14 protein-coding genes are annotated in these 16351 nt (G+C 41.3%); 7 read left to right on the top strand and 7 right to left on the bottom strand.

Going from position 1 to position 16351, the window contains the following annotated elements; all coding sequences use genetic code 11:
• Position 1: 1 nt before the first annotated feature.
• Entirely contained in the window at positions 2-3778 is a 3777-nt protein-coding gene (tamB, locus tag PSE83_RS13360; RefSeq protein ID WP_272660910.1) for an autotransporter assembly complex protein TamB, read from the bottom strand.
• Entirely contained in the window at positions 3775-5517 is a 1743-nt protein-coding gene (gene tamA / locus PSE83_RS13355) for an autotransporter assembly complex protein TamA (RefSeq protein ID WP_036958787.1), read from the bottom strand. Before tamA ends, tamB begins: the two co-directional genes overlap by 4 nt.
• A gap of 133 nt (positions 5518-5650) precedes the next feature.
• Here tamA and msrA point away from each other — a divergent pair, with 133 nt between their 5' ends.
• Together msrA and PSE83_RS13345 are read left to right on the top strand one after the other, a co-directional pair.
• On the top strand, positions 5651-6292 hold the full coding sequence (gene msrA / locus PSE83_RS13350; protein WP_004905960.1) for a peptide-methionine (S)-S-oxide reductase MsrA: 642 nt from the start codon (positions 5651-5653) through the stop codon (positions 6290-6292).
• Between the two features lie 253 nt (positions 6293-6545).
• Positions 6546-7913 (top strand): hemolysin family protein, encoded by a 1368-nt coding sequence (locus PSE83_RS13345; protein ID WP_004905961.1) that lies wholly within the window; start codon positions 6546-6548, stop codon positions 7911-7913.
• A 74-nt stretch (positions 7914-7987) separates the two neighbouring features.
• Here the strand turns inward: PSE83_RS13345 and PSE83_RS13340 are convergent, their stop codons facing one another.
• On the bottom strand, positions 7988-8194 hold the full coding sequence (locus tag PSE83_RS13340) for a DUF1107 domain-containing protein (protein WP_004905964.1): 207 nt from the start codon (positions 8192-8194) through the stop codon (positions 7988-7990).
• A 290-nt stretch (positions 8195-8484) separates the two neighbouring features.
• Between PSE83_RS13340 and PSE83_RS13335 the strand changes: the two genes are divergently transcribed.
• Positions 8485-9045 carry a YtfJ family protein gene (locus PSE83_RS13335; RefSeq protein ID WP_110591050.1) on the top strand — a complete coding sequence of 187 codons (561 nt, stop codon included), beginning with the start codon at positions 8485-8487 and terminating at the stop codon, positions 9043-9045.
• A gap of 195 nt (positions 9046-9240) precedes the next feature.
• Here the strand turns inward: PSE83_RS13335 and qseC are convergent, their stop codons facing one another.
• Together qseC and qseB are read right to left on the bottom strand one after the other, a co-directional pair.
• The gene (gene qseC, locus PSE83_RS13330) at positions 9241-10602 is read right to left on the bottom strand and encodes a quorum sensing histidine kinase QseC (RefSeq protein WP_272660911.1); all 1362 of its coding nucleotides are present in this window, start codon (positions 10600-10602) and stop codon (positions 9241-9243) included.
• A complete protein-coding gene (gene qseB / locus PSE83_RS13325) occupies positions 10602-11264 on the bottom strand; it encodes a quorum sensing response regulator transcription factor QseB (RefSeq protein WP_164565611.1) in 663 nt (220 codons plus the stop codon). Before qseB ends, qseC begins: the two co-directional genes overlap by 1 nt.
• A 179-nt stretch (positions 11265-11443) precedes the next feature.
• On the opposite strand from qseB, the gene PSE83_RS13320 reads away from it, so the two are divergent.
• The 4 genes from PSE83_RS13320 (at position 11444) to mqo (ending at position 14748) form a co-directional block, all read left to right on the top strand.
• Positions 11444-11839, top strand: coding sequence for a YgiW/YdeI family stress tolerance OB fold protein (locus PSE83_RS13320; protein ID WP_172767588.1), 396 nt, complete (start codon positions 11444-11446; stop codon positions 11837-11839).
• A gap of 113 nt (positions 11840-11952) precedes the next feature.
• Positions 11953-12543, top strand: coding sequence for a GDP-mannose pyrophosphatase NudK (nudK, locus tag PSE83_RS13315; RefSeq protein WP_153673780.1), 591 nt, complete (start codon positions 11953-11955; stop codon positions 12541-12543).
• A gap of 313 nt (positions 12544-12856) precedes the next feature.
• The gene (locus PSE83_RS13310; RefSeq protein WP_036958789.1) at positions 12857-13246 is read left to right on the top strand and encodes a cupin domain-containing protein; all 390 of its coding nucleotides are present in this window, start codon (positions 12857-12859) and stop codon (positions 13244-13246) included.
• An 8-nt stretch (positions 13247-13254) separates the two neighbouring features.
• Positions 13255-14748 carry a malate dehydrogenase (quinone) gene (gene mqo, locus PSE83_RS13305; RefSeq protein ID WP_004905977.1) on the top strand — a complete coding sequence of 498 codons (1494 nt, stop codon included), beginning with the start codon at positions 13255-13257 and terminating at the stop codon, positions 14746-14748.
• 44 nt (positions 14749-14792) lie between these two features.
• On the opposite strand, the gene cysQ is transcribed toward mqo, so the two are convergent.
• Positions 14793-15533 (bottom strand): 3'(2'),5'-bisphosphate nucleotidase CysQ, encoded by a 741-nt coding sequence (gene cysQ, locus PSE83_RS13300; protein ID WP_004905978.1) that lies wholly within the window; start codon positions 15531-15533, stop codon positions 14793-14795.
• Between the two features lie 124 nt (positions 15534-15657).
• Positions 15658-16278, bottom strand: coding sequence for a peptidylprolyl isomerase (locus tag PSE83_RS13295; RefSeq protein ID WP_004907421.1), 621 nt, complete (start codon positions 16276-16278; stop codon positions 15658-15660).
• Positions 16279-16351: the final 73 nt, after the last annotated feature.

Here is a 16351-nt window from a genome sequence, read left to right as displayed (position 1 = left end):
TCTAAAACTCAAATTGGTAAAGGAGATCCAATGCCTGATTAACACCAGACACAGCTTCTAAATACAGTTTTGGCATCAATCGATAACGTAAAGTTAACGTCGCCAATGAGTCAAAGATACCAACTCCATACTTCACTTGTAAATCATTAGTGATCTTACCACTTACAACGACTTGAGAACCATCCCCCACACCTTGGGTATCGACGGCTAAATCAGAGACCCCAAATGTCTCACCAATTTTGCCCACGAGTTGCCCACTTTGTGCTACACCTAAGCCTATTAACATAGATGTCATTTGTGAACCATTTGCGTCCCCACTGTCTAAGCCCTCTCCTCTTAATAAGTAAGACAGCGCTTCTTGTTGTGTTTTCGCCGGTTCAGAGAATATTTCTACTTTCGGTTTATCTGCAAGCCCAGTGACCTTCACCCCTGCAATCACGCCATCTGCCGTGTTGTCTGGGTTACGTATAGCTTCTAAGTTTAAGAATGGTTGGTCCGCAGGGCCTGAGAACTGAATTTGCCCCTTACGTACAATCAAATCTTGCCCATAAGCACGGAAACGACCAGCTGGAATATCCACCTGACCATTGATGTGCAAGCCATGGATATTTTGAACCACTTTCAATAAACCCGTCAGGCGCGCTTTTAAGCCAAACGCATCCAATCGAACATCGTTACCAATTTTAATATCCAAATTGGTCTGAATAGGAATGGATGGCGCTTTTTGTTCAATTGGCTGTAAGTTGCTATCTAACATCACCACATCTGAAGATGCGCTTACCGCCGACTCAGGGAGCTCTTGAACAGTAATTCGAGCCCATGGAATATTGACCGTACCATTTAACGTGAGTACCGAAGGTGATGCATCAAATACAATATCCGGTTGAACATCAATTTGGATCATCGGCGGTAAAGAAACACGGAGGTTATTACCTCGCGCCATGATTTTTGCACGCCATGCATCAATATTGCGCCAATCTGCGTCACCATCAATGTTCAAATAGCCCTCTGGCGTGTTTATCTGACCATTCATGACTGAGCTCGTGCCGTTGAAATTAACACCTAAATGACCACTTTTGATATCAAACGGGATCATTGCAGATCTCACTTCTAAACTCGAAAGCGCTAAATTACCATTTAATAACGGGTTATTCGCTGACCCGCCTAAGAGTAGATTTCCACTTAAACGGCCATTCGCCACTTCCTTCTGGCCCAGTAACGGCTTGATTAAATCTAATGTCACCGAATTAATTTCAACATTACCCGACAACAAGCGACGTTTCTCAATATCAGACACTTGGATGTTACCGCGCATCTGTCCGTTATTAGCCAACCCAAATAACCAACTAAGGTCAGCCTTACCATTTTTCAACCCAGCACTTAACGTTAAGGTATCAAAAGCAATAGGCAAACGGGTTCCATCCACGAACTGAACCGCTTTGACATCATTTCCTCGCAAGTCCAGCTTCACTTGTGGCATGCTGCCATCCGCTTTCCAAATGGCATTGGCTTTACCCGTAAATACGCCACTGACTCGAGTATCTTGTGGCATAAATGGTTTAAGCATTGCGAGATCAAAACGTTCTAGCACGATATCCGCGCTACCACTTTTACCCGCTTTAATCGGTTTTGGTACACACAAACGGGCATTCGGGTTAACCCAACAATGTCTGCCAATAGTCACTTCTTGTGTTTGGTTGGCATAATCGAGTGACATTGCTTGGTTTAAGCGCCATTCACCCACCACCGTATCAAATAAGGTATTGGTTAAATTCCCTTTCCACACTTCAGTCTGCCGGTCAAAACTCCCCGCTAATGCTAATTGCCCAGAAACCGGCTCACCCTTCATATTTAATTTTAAAGTGTGCTGTTTTTCACTGCCTTTCGCATCTAAAGTCAGGTTATTGACGACAAGATCGCCTTGTTTTAGCTGACGTAGAACAACGGATAAATCCCCTTTAATTTGTTCGCCTGTTGCCACATTTCCTTTGATAACAATATTTTCGATAGCAAGGTCATCCTGCCACTTCACACCGCGTGCCGTAAGGTCAACAAGGGCTTCTGGTGTTTGTAAATTACCACGTAATTTCACATCACCCGCAATCACACCACCTAAGCCCGGTAGCAAACCATTGAGTGCAGGGGCATTAATTTTGGCATCAAGATTCCATTTATCGGCAAGAGAACCTTTTACATCAACATTGTTTTTACCTAATGCCAAATTAAAGTTCGGAATATCCCATTGGCCTGCTGCGTTACCTTTGGCTTTACCCCGTGCTTTTAAAAGATTATTTTTAACATTACCGTCTAAGATAATTTCAGGAATATCCAACTGCCAGCTGCCACCGTATAAACTTCCGCGTGTGGCAATTTTGCCATCCACTTTAGCAGGCCATTCAGGGTACTGTTTTGCCGTATTAATACCCGAAAGAGTCAATACTGCATTCCAACTAATCGCCTTGCTCCAGTCCGCAACGCCAGTAATATCCGCATTACCTTGCAAAGCGGCTAAACGTAAGCGAGTTAAATTAATTTGCTCTTCATTACCTTTCGCATCTAATAACAAGGTAGAAGGAGGGAGATCCTGCCCAGTGATCGCTGAGCGTACAGACATATCATAAGCCGATGGCCGGCCATTTAGGCGCAGACGTGTCCCATCGAGTTGATATTGCGCATCCCCCACTAACGGCCACGTTAACTTATCACTTTCTAATGTAAGCAAAATAGGCAGGTCTGCTTGTGACAAATCCGTTTCTGCATCTAGTTTTGCATTAATTGGCCCATGTAAATTCAATGCCAATTTTAGCTCATCAATCAAACCGCCTTTTAAGGAGAGATCTACCTTTTGCCCATCTAAATCGTCTAAACGGCTTTCCCCCACGACTGACAATGAGACTGGCCATTTATCTTGCAAGGTCGCCGTGCCAGATAACGCAATATTCCCCTGCGGTGCATCGACTTTTAACTGTTTAACGAGAACTTGTTGCCCTTCATTTGAAAGACTCAGGTGCAATTGGTTAATTTTGAGATCAGTCGCACCCGTTAATTGAAAATTCGAAGCATTAATACCGTCGACATTCAAATCAACAGGTAAAATAACTTCTGGTAATTCAGCAAGTAACGGTTTAGAAAATAGCGCTTTTAATTCATCTGCTAATGATTTTTGTTCATTAATCGGCGTTGGCTCTGGCTGTTTTTCTTCAGCGACGGCATCTGATTTGGTTTCAGGTAAATTAATCGCCAAATCAATGATATCAGTTGGAATAATAGTGATCGCTTTCCCTTCCCACGTGACCCCTGTGGTAAATTTAGCTAAATCAATATCCATACCATCCACATTGACGTGCGTTGAAACCAAAGCCAATTGATTCAAACGAATAGTCAAAGGCGCCTTGAGTTCAGTCAAAGGTTCAGATGGTGGCGTTTTTTCAGCAGGGGGAAATTGGGTGGTATCGACAGTAACAGTGACATTTTCCGTGCCTAAGTTGTCGACACATAGCTCACGGCTTGTTAAACAACCTAGACGTACCGCTAAATTTAATTTCCCCGCATTAACATCAACTCCCGGCATTTGATATTTAACGCCACTTAGCGTTAAGTTACTAATATCACCATCAATTTTATCAATGGTTAATTCAGGAACAAAACGTGTCGCTGTATTTAATGCAAAATGAAGACCTGATTGTGTTCCAATCACCCAACTGAGTGCGGCAACAACCAGAACGAGAATTAATAAAATGGAAAGACTGGTCCATTTTAGCCACTTCAACCACCTCATAACTCAGTCCCCAAGCCGATATAAAACTGTATTTTGTTGTTATCTGGATCACCGATAGGTTTTGCTAAGTCTAATTTTATTGGACCAACCGGTGAGACCCAGCGGATACCGACTCCCGCACCCGTTTTAAAATCATTATCTTTAAAGTTATCAACGGCTTCACCACTATCAATAAAGGTCGCTCCCCACCAATTTCCTGTAAAGTTATATTGGTATTCCACAGAGCCTACCGCCAATTTTGATGCCCCTGTCAGCTTACCTTTACTATCTTCTGGCGAGATCTTTTGATAACCATATCCACGCACGCTGCCGTCACCACCCGCAAAGAAACGCAAGTCCGGTGGAACTTTGTCGAAGTCATTGGTTTCAATCCAACCGATATTTCCACGAACGACAAAGCGATGACCTTCCCATGGCGTTCTGATCCATACATTTTTGGCTTGTAGTACAGCGAAGTCGATATCTGAACCCCAAATTTTATTCGAATAATCAATAGAATAACGTTGGCTATCTCCCCATATTGGCATCACACCGCCGCGTTGGCGAATGCGGCTCACATAAGCCCCGGGATACAGCAACATCGTCGTATTCGTCACGTTAGCTTGGGTAAAGTTACTCAGCATCCAACGCATGTTTACGCCATATTGCCAACCGGATGAATAATCCCAGTTACGAGACACATTCAAGGTTGTTGTATTCGCTTGTGTATCATTCAAATCTGTCCGTTTAAAGCCCCCTTGAACCGCATAATATTGCTCAAGCGGGTTCGCTTTTAATGGAATTTTATAACTCGCATCAATTAATTGTTCTGGTTGGGATAAACTAATATTTGACGTTAAACTCTGCCCACGAGAGTTAATCCAAGGCTTATTCCATGTGGCTTTAACGCGAGGGCCGACATCGGTGGCATAGCCTCCCCCAAGCTCAATAAAGTTTTTCGCTCTAGGGGTCATTACCGCTTCCATCGGTAACTCATAAGAGTTTGCTTTGCGCGCACTCACAATACGCGGTGTCACAATTGCAGAAGAGAACCAACCTGTTTCAGCTAACCGACGGTTAAACTCAGCAAGTTGCTCTGATGTGTAGTATTCCCCTTTTTTAAAAGGGGCTAGGTTATTCAGGTAATCTTCTCGGATTTGCGAACCTGAATAAGAAATTGCACCAAACCGATAACGTTCACCACTGTTAAAATCAAAATCCCAATAAGCCGCATGGTGATCAAGAGAAATACCCAGTTGGCTTTTCTCCATCATCGCATCAAAATAACCTTTGCGAACAGCTAAACTACTAAAGCGCCCTTTAAATTCTTCGTATTCGCCATCATTTTGAACTGTATCAAGCTTTGGCGTATATTGTTTGAGCATCTTTTCATAGTCGGGATCCGTTTTTGCTCCACCTTGCAATTCAACAGTCACTCCCTTCAATAAAATAGGTTCTCCAGGAGTGACCTTGGCGGTTAAAACGGAACGAGCAGGCGGGGTTTTTTCTTCATAGCTAAATTCAACCGTGGGTTGGTAGTAACCTAAAGGCTTTAAACCTTCTTTAATTGCTTTCTCAACACGGGCTCGAAAACGACCATTTGGCACAACTTCATCTTGCGATATATTAGACAGTTGTACTCGAACGTTTTGATTAAGTTGTCCTTCAAGGCCTTCAATATTAAGACGAAGATTAGCTGCGTGTACCACTGGCACTGCCGCAGTTAGGCAGAGAAAACAAATTAGAGGGTATTTCGACACGCCTACTCCTAAGGTGATTGTTCGATTGACTAAATACTTCATATCAATTTATTTTGAGTAAAATTCGCCATATACACAAGTTTTTATCCCTATTTTTAGATTATTTGTGTGGTCAATACATATAGGAATCATTATGCCTTTTAATAAATTTCACTCTGCAAGTATTGCACAACCTCTGCCCGGCAGAGCAACTGCTATGACTTACTCACCATATCATGCGCTTAACCATCATTCGATTGAGATTATTCCTAAGAATATGGAAATTGCTTATTTTGCCATGGGCTGTTTTTGGGGAGTTGAACGATTATTTTGGCAGCAAGCTGGGGTTTATTCAACTTCTGCTGGGTATTGTGGTGGAGTGACCCCTAACCCGACCTACGAGGAAGTTTGCTCTGGACGAACTGGCCACGCAGAAGCGGTTCGTGTCGTTTTTGATCCGCAAGTTATCAGTTACTCTCAACTATTGACATTATTTTGGGAAAACCATGACCCTGCACAAGGCATGCGCCAAGGAAATGACATGGGAAGCCAATATCGTTCCGCAATTTATACTGTGTCAGATGAGCAAGACCAGCAAGCGATGGAAACACTGCAAGCTTACCAAAATGCAATGAAAGCGCAGCATGACTCTCGTGCAATCACGACCGAAATAGCGCCCTTAGACACTTTCTATTTTGCCGAAGATTACCACCAGCAGTACTTATACAAAAACCCGAATGGATATTGCGGATTAGGAGGGATTGGTATCTGTTTACCACCTTCGTTAAACAAATAAATCAATAACTTAATACAGTGAGTTCATCTTCCCAACCATTCAAGTTGCTTTTCAATATGACTTAAAGCAGCTTGAATGATGATGAATATCTAGGCAGATAAATCACCTCAGTGCTATACTAATGCAACATATCAACAATTTGCGCATATTGCGCAACATATATTTGCATACTCAATATATTTAAATACACGAGACTATGCCTTCAGAGATTTTTGAATTTTATGGATTCTTCCTTTGATTGGCTGGATAACTTATGCTCAACAGTTTATTAATTGTTCTATTATTATGTGCAATTAGCGCATTCTTTTCTTTGTCAGAAATTTCTCTGGCAGCTTCCCGCCGCATTAAACTTAAACTTATGGCCGACGAAGGCAACATTAATGCGGCTCGCGTGCTTAAATTACAAGAAATGCCGGGAATGTTTTTTACCGTCGTTCAAATTGGTTTAAATGCCGTTGCTATCCTTGCCGGTATTGTGGGGGAATCTGCTTTTTCTCCAGCTTTGTACGATATCTTTATTCAATTTTTATCCCCAAGCTGGGCTCAACAAGTTTCATCAATCCTGTCATTCACCATTGTGACAAGCTTGTTTATTTTAGTGGCTGATTTAACGCCTAAACGCATCGGTATGGTAAAACCTGAAGCCATTGCGATTCGTATTGTGAATCCGATGCGCTTCTGCTTAGTGGTACTGAGCCCATTCGTCTGGTTTTTTAATGGCCTTGCTAACCTGTTTTTTAAATTATTCAAATTACCTACATCACGCAATGAAGATATCACTTCTGATGATATTTTTGCGGTCGTTGAAGCGGGTGCTGTAGCAGGTGTGTTACGAAAACAAGAACACGAATTAATTGAGAACGTGTTTGAGCTGGAATCACGTACTGTACCATCAGCGATGACTCCGCGTGAAAGTATCATTTATTTTGACAAAGACGAGTCAGAAGAAAGCATCAAACATAAAATTTCAACCCAGCCACATTCTAAGTTTCTAGTATGTGCAGGGGGTATTGACCATGTTATTGGTTATGTTGATTCAAAAGAATTACTTAATCGCGTGCTCAATGGGCAGAGCTTAAGTTTAAAAGATGGTGTTCACATTAGAAATACGCTCATGATCCCTGACACCCTCTCATTATCAGATACCTTAGAAGCATTTAAAACAAACGCCGTCGATTTTGCTGTGATTCTCAACGAATATGCATTAGTCATGGGTATCATTACCATCAATGATGTAATGATCACTTTAATGGGGGACTTAATTGGCCCAGGGCAAGAAGAGCAAATCGTAGTACGTGATGAGAATTCGTGGTTAGTTGAAGGCGGAACGCCAATTGAAGATGTGATGCGCATTTTAGATATTGATGATTTCCCTGACTTTAGCAACTATGAAACCATCGCAGGGTTTATGATGTACCGGCTAAGAAGAATGCCGAAACGGACAGATTATGTGAAATATGCGGGCTATAAATTTGAAGTCGTCGATATTGATAATTACAAAATTGACCAATTACTCGTAACTCGCCTGACTACAGCGCCATCACCTGTCGTTGTACAACCCGGAAAAAATACTATTGAAACGGCTGGCGCAAAACAACAAACAAAAGATACAGGACATTAATGCTTGATAGCGAAGCCGTTTCTTTCAATGCGCCACCTATGTGGCGCGCTGTTAACCAAAAACTGCTGATTAACCTACCCCAGTTCTGCCTGCAATAATGAAACCTGTTTATTGACCTCACTCATCACATTGTAATGGCGCTTATCACTGATTTTAGGTGGTAGAATTTTCCCATAGTTAAACTCAAATGCCCCAAAATCCTTAATATAGAGCCTGCCACGGAATAGCGTTTTGACGTAAAGAGCAATCTTAGATGGGTTATAACGGTTAAAAATTTTCATTAGAACTTTGCCTCCCCTTTGTTCTTACGATATTCAATAACTCATACCGTACAATAATCATAGACCAGAAATTTTCATTTTGGTTCTAAAATTGCAGTTTTATTCAATTTACTGACATAACATGACACTGTAAATTAACTGTTAAAACCCCATAAACTTTGCTTTTATTCTAAATTTTAAAAAAATGTTAAATTACCTCTTGTAACTCATCCGATGAGCTATGCTATAAATAGTAGTCAGCAGACAAACCACTAGGCTCACATGGCAAAATAATCAATCAAGGGGCTTTTATGATAAAAAATTATTTACTTTTAATATGCTTGCTTGGGGTATCTGCAGTAGCTTCTGCAGCAAATATTCAATTAAACCAATCTGTTCCTGCTGTTTCTGTCACTGACAAGGGTGAGCTTGTCATGAATAATGACGGGAAATTGGATTATCAACCGTGGAAAAGCCAACAGCTCGTTGGAAAGGTGCGTACTATCCAACACATTGCTGGCCGTTCTTCAGCAAAAGAACTCAATGCCCCCTTAGTTGAGGCTATCAAGCAAGCCAAGTTCCCTCACGATAGCTATCAAACAACAACAATCATTAATACCGATGATGCAATTTTCGGTACGGGTGTATTTGTGAAAAACAGCGTTGAAGATAGCAAAAAAGAGTTTCCATATTCACAATTTATTGTTGATAGCGAAGGTACGGTGAAGAACGCATGGGGCTTGAAACCAGAAAGTTCAGCAATTATCGTATTGGATAATCAAGGGAAAGTGTTGTTTTTCAAAGATGGTGAATTAAATACCCAAGAAGTTCAAAAAGTCATTAGTTTGTTAGTCTCATCACTAAACCAATAACGTCTACCTTTTGCTGTTACTAAGTTAGTATGTAGTGTGCGCAATTTCGCACACTACAATTTCTCACACGCGACAGGTAGTTAGCCCTATCTCACTTGAGTTAAAAATAGTGAGTTATGCTAAAATGCCCTTACATTAAATATGCATAATTATGATTATTATTTTAATAAACAATCATAATTAATGTGCTTATTATCACGTTTTAGTTTCATTCCAATACACTTTGGCACAAAAGCCCCCATTAACGCCATGAGTAAAAATAACTTGTAAATGATGCAATTGCGCAATCCGTTTAACAATAGAGAGCCCTAAGCCACTCCCAGTTTTTTCTTGTCCCGGCGGACGATAGAAGCGCTCACCTAACCGCCGTAAAACTTCAGGTGTCACGCCATTACCATCATCTTGAATTTCAAAGTGATCAGCATACAAAATAATCTCCACTCGCCCCTCTATTTTTCCATAACGTATTGCATTATTGAGCAAATTTCTCAGCAACGCATTGAGTAGTAATGGCTGACCTTGAAAATCAGGGGGGCTAGCAACTAAAGTATTTATTATCGTTGTTTGCTGCTCTTTAGCTTCCGGCTCTACATCTTTTATCGCCGCTTCAATTAACTCAGGCCAAGATACAACTGTAATATCATCAAGTTGCGTGGATGACTCTAACCGAGACAACATCAGTAGTTGGTCAACGAGCCTTGTCGCCCTATCAATACCTTCCGATAAATTAGCCACTGCATGATTACGGATATCTGCATTATTCCCTGCAATTTGTACCACTTCTGCCTGCACCCTTAATGCTGCAAGTGGGCTACGTAGTTCATGAGCCGCATCCGAGGTAAATTGTCGTTCACGAGCAAACATTTCATTAATACGGCCAAACAGTACATTCATAGAGTCAATAATAGGTCTTACTTCACTGGGAATTCGCGTCACTTGTACTGGGGTTAGTTCATCAGGTTTTCGGTGATACAACTGGGTTGCTACGTCCTTCAATGGGCGTAAAGCTCGTGTCAACAGCCATAAAAATAGTAATAACATGATTGGCAAAGCAATCAACCAAGGCATAAATTGTGCAACCATAATATCGGTTGCCATTTCTTGTCGGTATTCCCACTCTTGCCCTACTGCAATGATATATCGACCATCTTGAGATTTTAGCCACACAAAACGCCAAGGGTCGTCACTTCCTTGGATCATCCCATCGCTAAACCCTTCTCGCTTAAATTGATAGACGATGTCTCTACCGTTATCACCGTCGTTTAATACCATTTCGCCGCCTGGTGTAAAAATAGCAAATGCCAGTGCATCGTCATCTTGATGGCCACGGTTCTTTCGCAATAGTTTTTTGGTTTTAGTCAGTGAAGGCTGGCTCAATTCAAAGCCTGATGGTAAAACAGATAACCGTTTAGCAAACGCCATTTGCTGGGTATCAAACAGCTCATTAATCGTTTTATAGCTTTGGTACCACGCTAACGAACTGGCGATCCCCCATGTCAGTAAAGCTAACAAGAGCAGCATTAAAGTGAGTTTCAGCCTAAGACTAAATGTCTTCATCATTTATCATCATCTAATCGATAACCAACACCATGAATGGTTCGAATAAACTTATTGCCTAATTTACGCCTTAAATGATGGATATGTACCTCAACAGAGTTACTAGAGACCTCTTCATCCCAGTTATATAATTTCTCTTCAATTAAAGGGCGAGAAAAAACTTTATTTGGGTTATGCATAAATAAAGAAAGTAAAGCAAACTCTTTCCCTTTTAGTTGTACAGGTTCACCTTGCTGTGTCACCGTCATTGCAACTGGATCCATTTCGACATCACCATGCGTAAGTTTAGAAGATAATTGCCCACTTCGGCGGCGGATCAACGCTTGCAAACGCGCCATGACTTCCATTAAAGCGAATGGTTTACAAAGATAATCATCAGCCCCTTGTTGAAGTCCTTGAACACGCTGATCCAAAGCATCCCGTGCCGTCAAAATCAAGACTGGCTCATCACGCCCCTCCTTACGCCAATGCTTCAAAATATCCATTCCATCAATATTTGGTAACGAAAGATCGAGTACAACAGCGTCATAAGGTGCATCAAATAAAGCGAGTTGCCCCTGTTTACCATCCATAAACCAATCAATGGTAAATCCTAATTGGGTTAAGCCCACTTTTAAGCCATCACCAATTAACCGGTCATCTTCAATTAGTAGAATTCGCATAATCTACCCCCATATTAGAATATTATTATATTTATCCTATCAGCTATAATATGACTAGCTATTATTGGCAAAATTAAAAATATAATTCGTTAGTTAAGTTTCTTAAGATCCTGTTAAGATTTACTTGGTTTAATACCCTCCATACAAACAAGTTTACATCCAATTTGGAGATACCGATGATGAAAAAATTACCTGTAATTGCTTTAGTTGCTGCACTCGCAAGTGCACCTGTTTTCGCTGCAAATGGCGGGTTTGACGGCCCTGGCGCTGCCACAAATACAACAGCTCAAACCGGTGGTTTCATCGGCCCAAATAGTGGGGAAATGACTGTCGCAAAAGCACTTGATATGTCAGATGACAGCTGGGTTATTTTACGTGGGAATATCGTCAAACAACTTGACCATAAACATTATGAATTCACCGATGGTACTGGCACTATTAATTTAGAAATCAGCGAAAAGCGTTGGAACGGCATAAATGTAACACCAAAAGATAAAGTTGAAATTCGCGGTAAAATTGATAAAGACTGGAATTCAAGAGAAGTCGAAGTTAAACAAATCCAAATAATTAAATAACCCGCAAGTTTACAATGGGATCTGCTCTAAAGCAGGTCCCACTAAATCCTATTTCATACAGAAATTAACAGTGCTAAATTAACAAAATCATTTTTGGTTACTAAGGCTGCTTAATGACTGTAAAACTCCCTAACATACGGAATATTCGTGAGAAACTGCTTTCGGATAATTGGTATATTTTAAAAAAATATACTTATGAGTTACAACGTCGAGATGGTAGTTGGCAACAACAAGAGCGCGAAGTCTATGATAGAGGCAATGGTGCCGTTATTTTGTTGTATAACAAAATAAAAAATAGCATTATTTTAATTCGTCAATTTCGTCTGCCTGTTTATGTTAATGGCTATTCTGATTTTCTGATCGAGGCCGCCGCTGGTTTACTCGAAAACGCCTCACCAGAAGCTCGTATTATTGCTGAAGCCGAAGAAGAAACGGGTTTTAAAGTCGATAAAATTCAAAAAGTTTTTGAAGCCTTTATGAGCCCTGGTTCAGTCACCGAAAAACTCCACTTTTACATTGCTGAATATAGCGATAATAATCGTCGTAACGCAGGTGGTGGACTTGAAGAAGAAGGGGAAGATATTGAAGTTTTAGAGTGGCCCTTCCCTAAAGCCGTTGATGCGATAAGAACGGGAGAAATAGTTGATGGTAAAACCATTATGCTAATCCAATATCTCGCCCTAAACTCTATTCTAAAAAGCTAATCCTATACTTATAGCTCATAATGATAAAATAAGTCATCGTGAGCTCTTCTATTTTTTATCAGTCATTAAATGAACGATAAAAATAAAACAAATCATAAAAAGATAATCAACTTTTATTATTTCGTTATTTAATTAAAAAATAAAACCATAAAGCCAAGATTAAACATATTTAGCTTTGACCTATTCGCTAAAAAACTTTAAATTCAAATAATATTAATTTTATATATCATCATTTTAAGAGTCTTATTTTTGCATCCAATGAATATCAAATAATTGTTATACATTACAGTCGGTGATTAAGGAGCTAAATAAAATGATACGCTGCGTTCGTATGTGGACAGGAGAAGATGGAAATTCTCTATTTGAAGAGGGCACTCTTGAGCTCAATAATATAGCAGGAGGCGATAACCAAACCCCTACCATTGCAGTCAACGAGCTTACCTTTCGTGAAACAGTTTCTGGCGGCTCTTTTGATTGGCATCAAGACCCAGTTCCTCGCTATGTCATTACACTTTCAGGCACTTTAGAATTCGAAACCAAAGATGGTTCTAAATTTATCATCAATCCAGGTGATATTTTACTTGCGCAAGATAATACAGGAACAGGCCATAAATGGCGGCTTATTGGTGATGAGCCTTGGCGTCGTGCTTATGTTGTCTATCAAGAAGGCACCGATCTTTGCTTCACTCCAACAAAAAAATAGGGGGCATCATGAGCAAACCCATTGCTGAGAATGTCGATATTGCTCTCATAGGTGCAGGGATCATGAGTGCAACGCTTGGTACATTTCTCAAAGAACTTGAACCTTCACTGACGATCGCCGTTTTTGAAAGGCTAAACGACTGTGCCCAAGAAAGTTCCCACCCGTGGAACAATGCGGGAACAGGGCATGCCGCTAACTGTGAGATGAACTATACACCACCAAATCCAGATGGTACGGTGGACATCAGTAAAGCCCTTGAAGTCAATACTGAATTCGATCTCTCTCGTCAGCTTTGGTCTTATCTGGTCACCAAAGGCAAAATTAAAGACCCACGTGACTTTATTCACCCATGCCCACACATGAGCTTTGTTTGGGGTGAAGACAATGTAAAATTCTTGAAACAACGCTACCAACAGATGTCTGCTCACCACTGTTACCACAACATGGAATACAGTGATGATCCAAAGCAGATCAACGAGTGGGCACCTCTGATCATGGAAGGTCGAGACCCTAAAGAAGCGATTGCGGTTACCCGTGTTAATACCGGTGCTGATGTCGATTACGGTGCGCTAACGCATTTATTAATCGCACAATTAAGCGAACAGCCCGGTTTTTCAATTCACTATAAACATGAAGTCATCGATGTTAAAAAAACCGCCGATGGCAGATGGAATATTGAAGTTAAAAACCTACTCACGCACGAGAAAACAATGACTTCCGCGAAGTTTGTGTTCGTTGGTGCAGGCGGTAGAGCAATCGAATTACTACAGAAATCAGGGATCCCTGAAGGAAAAGGGTATGGTGGATTCCCTGTCAGTGGTATCTGGCTGCGTTGTGATAACGAAGAAATTGCCTCTCGCCACCATGCAAAAGTCTATGGTAAAGCAGACAAAGGCTCACCACCAATGTCTGTTCCACACTTGGACACTCGTATTATTGGTGGTAAACGTTCTCTATTATTCGGGCCTTATGCCGGTTTTTCGAGTAAATTCCTTAAGCACGGCTCTTATTTAGACCTGTTTGAATCGGTTAAATTGAATAACATTGAACCAATGCTTGCGGTTGCGAAAGATAACTGGTCACTCGCAGAATACTTAGTGGGCCAAGTCCTGCAAACTTCTGCTCACCAATTTGCTATGCTGCAACAATTCTACCCAGAAGCACAGCATGAGGATTGGAAAGAGGTGGTTGCAGGGCAACGAGTACAAATTATTAAACCTGACCATGATAAAAAAGGGGTTTTAGAGTTTGGTACAGAACTGATTACTAGTGCGGATAAATCATTTACTGTATTGATGGGAGCATCTCCGGGGGCCTCCACAGCGGCATTTATTGCGCTAAACGTATTAAAAACGTGTTTTGATGAGCAACTCAAAGCCGATGGATGGGAAACACGTTTAAAAGACATCATTCCAACCTATGGGATTGACTTAAAAACGGATGCAAAAGCCTGTTTAGATATTCGTACAGCCACTGCCAAAGTGCTGCAACTAGATAATTAGTTATTAATTAGGTTGGGAAATCACTTCCCAACCTTTATTGATGTTTAGAATAAAATCACCCGAAAACCTGGATTTAAGAAAGACTCTCGAGGTGTATAATCGAGCGTTTTTCCATGCCAATCAACGACTTTTGCCCCTGCACCAATGGCAACCGCATGTCCAGCTGCAGTGTCCCAAATATTTGTAGGCCCAAAACGTGGGTAAAGCTGTGCTTTTCCTTCCGCAACCAAACAAAATTTGAGTGAAGAACCAATTTCTACTGTCGTGTGTTCACCCATTTGTTTTAAATAATCCATTAATTCATTGTCTTGATGGGAACGGCTGATAACAATGACTGGTGGCTTGGCATCATTCACATGAATAAGTTGCTTATGGCCACCCTCCTCCTTCCATGCCTGATTACCTTCAGCGTAGTACAGCAGCCCTTTCGCTGGGGCATATACTACCCCCATCGTTGGTACACCGTTCTCGATAAGGGCAATGTTAACCGTAAAATCCCCATTACGATTAATAAATTCTTTCGTTCCATCCAATGGGTCAATCAACCAATAGCGTTGCCAATTCTGCCTGACTGGCCATTCAGGAGGATCTTCTTCAGACAGTTGGGGGATATCAGGAGCAATACGAGCAAGGCCCGCGGTAATCACATTGTGGGCGGCAATATCAGCCTCTGTAACAGGCGAATTATCACTTTTGTGTTCAACCTGTAAAGGTTCTTGCGCATTATAAGTTTCCATAATCGCATAACCCGCTTCTTGAGCTAATTCGCAAATTTGCTGTAGCATATTATTCACCTCTCTGATGACCCTTTACTGCAAGAGTAGCAATTGTGTGAAATTAACGCCATAAAAAAAGCCCCAAAGTCCAAAGACGATGAGGCTTTTTAGCTGTGAACTGAACTAACAGAAATTATAAAATTTCAAGTAATTCAACTTCAAATACTAATGTACTGAATGGCGGGATTGATGCACCTGCACCACGCTCACCATAAGCTAATTGGTGGGGGATATATAATTCCCATTTAGAGCCGACTGGCATCAGGGTCAATGCTTCAATCCAACCTGGAATAACGCCGCTTACAGGAAACTCTGCTGGCTGCCCACGCTGTACTGAGCTATCAAACACAGAACCATCAATTAAACGCCCTGTATAGTGAACACGTACGCGGTCTGAGCGAGATGGGATAGCACCATCACCTTGGTTAATCACTGAAAATTGTAAGCCAGACTCAGTCGTTGAAACACCATCACGTTTTTGGTTTTCATCTAGGAATTTTTGGCCTTCTTCCGCTAATGCTGCCTGGCGGGATACACGAACAGCGTCGGCACGCTCATGCACTTCACGCAATGCTTTGTGCAGAGTTTCAACAGGTACCGATGGCATATTGCCTTCTAAAGCGTCAACGAGGCCTGCTAGAATTGCATTTGGCACTAAACCTTCTAGCCCTGACTCTAATAATTGCTGCCCAACTTGTAAACCTATGCCATAACTCGCTTGAGCTTCTACCGAATCGAAATTTTGGTTTGCCATGAAAATACCCATATGATTTTGAGAAAATCCAAGAATAGCAGCCCCATCCTTATGGGTAAACCCAAACAATGAA

The organism is Providencia sp. PROV150 (assembly GCF_028481025.1).
In the GTDB taxonomy this organism is placed as follows: Bacteria; Pseudomonadota; Gammaproteobacteria; order Enterobacterales; family Enterobacteriaceae; genus Providencia; species Providencia hangzhouensis.
Note: the sequence above shows the minus strand (reverse complement) of the source record. Positions and strands in the feature narration are given on the sequence as shown.

What these genes read in the sequence shown, in the direction of transcription:
- tamB (WP_272660910.1), bottom strand. Translation starts at nt 3,778, where the DNA reads ATGAGGTGGTTGAAGTGGCTAAAATGGACCAGTCTTTCCATTTTATTA.
- msrA (WP_004905960.1), top strand. Translation starts at nt 5,651, where the DNA reads ATGCCTTTTAATAAATTTCACTCTGCAAGTATTGCACAACCTCTGCCC.
- PSE83_RS13345 (WP_004905961.1), top strand. Translation starts at nt 6,546, where the DNA reads ATGCTCAACAGTTTATTAATTGTTCTATTATTATGTGCAATTAGCGCA.
- PSE83_RS13340 (WP_004905964.1), bottom strand. Translation starts at nt 8,194, where the DNA reads ATGAAAATTTTTAACCGTTATAACCCATCTAAGATTGCTCTTTACGTC.
- PSE83_RS13335 (WP_110591050.1), top strand. Translation starts at nt 8,485, where the DNA reads ATGATAAAAAATTATTTACTTTTAATATGCTTGCTTGGGGTATCTGCA.
- qseC (WP_272660911.1), bottom strand. Translation starts at nt 10,602, where the DNA reads ATGAAGACATTTAGTCTTAGGCTGAAACTCACTTTAATGCTGCTCTTG.
- qseB (WP_164565611.1), bottom strand. Translation starts at nt 11,264, where the DNA reads ATGCGAATTCTACTAATTGAAGATGACCGGTTAATTGGTGATGGCTTA.
- PSE83_RS13320 (WP_172767588.1), top strand. Translation starts at nt 11,444, where the DNA reads ATGAAAAAATTACCTGTAATTGCTTTAGTTGCTGCACTCGCAAGTGCA.
- nudK (WP_153673780.1), top strand. Translation starts at nt 11,953, where the DNA reads ATGACTGTAAAACTCCCTAACATACGGAATATTCGTGAGAAACTGCTT.
- PSE83_RS13310 (WP_036958789.1), top strand. Translation starts at nt 12,857, where the DNA reads ATGATACGCTGCGTTCGTATGTGGACAGGAGAAGATGGAAATTCTCTA.
- mqo (WP_004905977.1), top strand. Translation starts at nt 13,255, where the DNA reads ATGAGCAAACCCATTGCTGAGAATGTCGATATTGCTCTCATAGGTGCA.
- cysQ (WP_004905978.1), bottom strand. Translation starts at nt 15,533, where the DNA reads ATGCTACAGCAAATTTGCGAATTAGCTCAAGAAGCGGGTTATGCGATT.
- PSE83_RS13295 (WP_004907421.1), bottom strand. Translation starts at nt 16,278, where the DNA reads ATGGCAAACCAAAATTTCGATTCGGTAGAAGCTCAAGCGAGTTATGGC.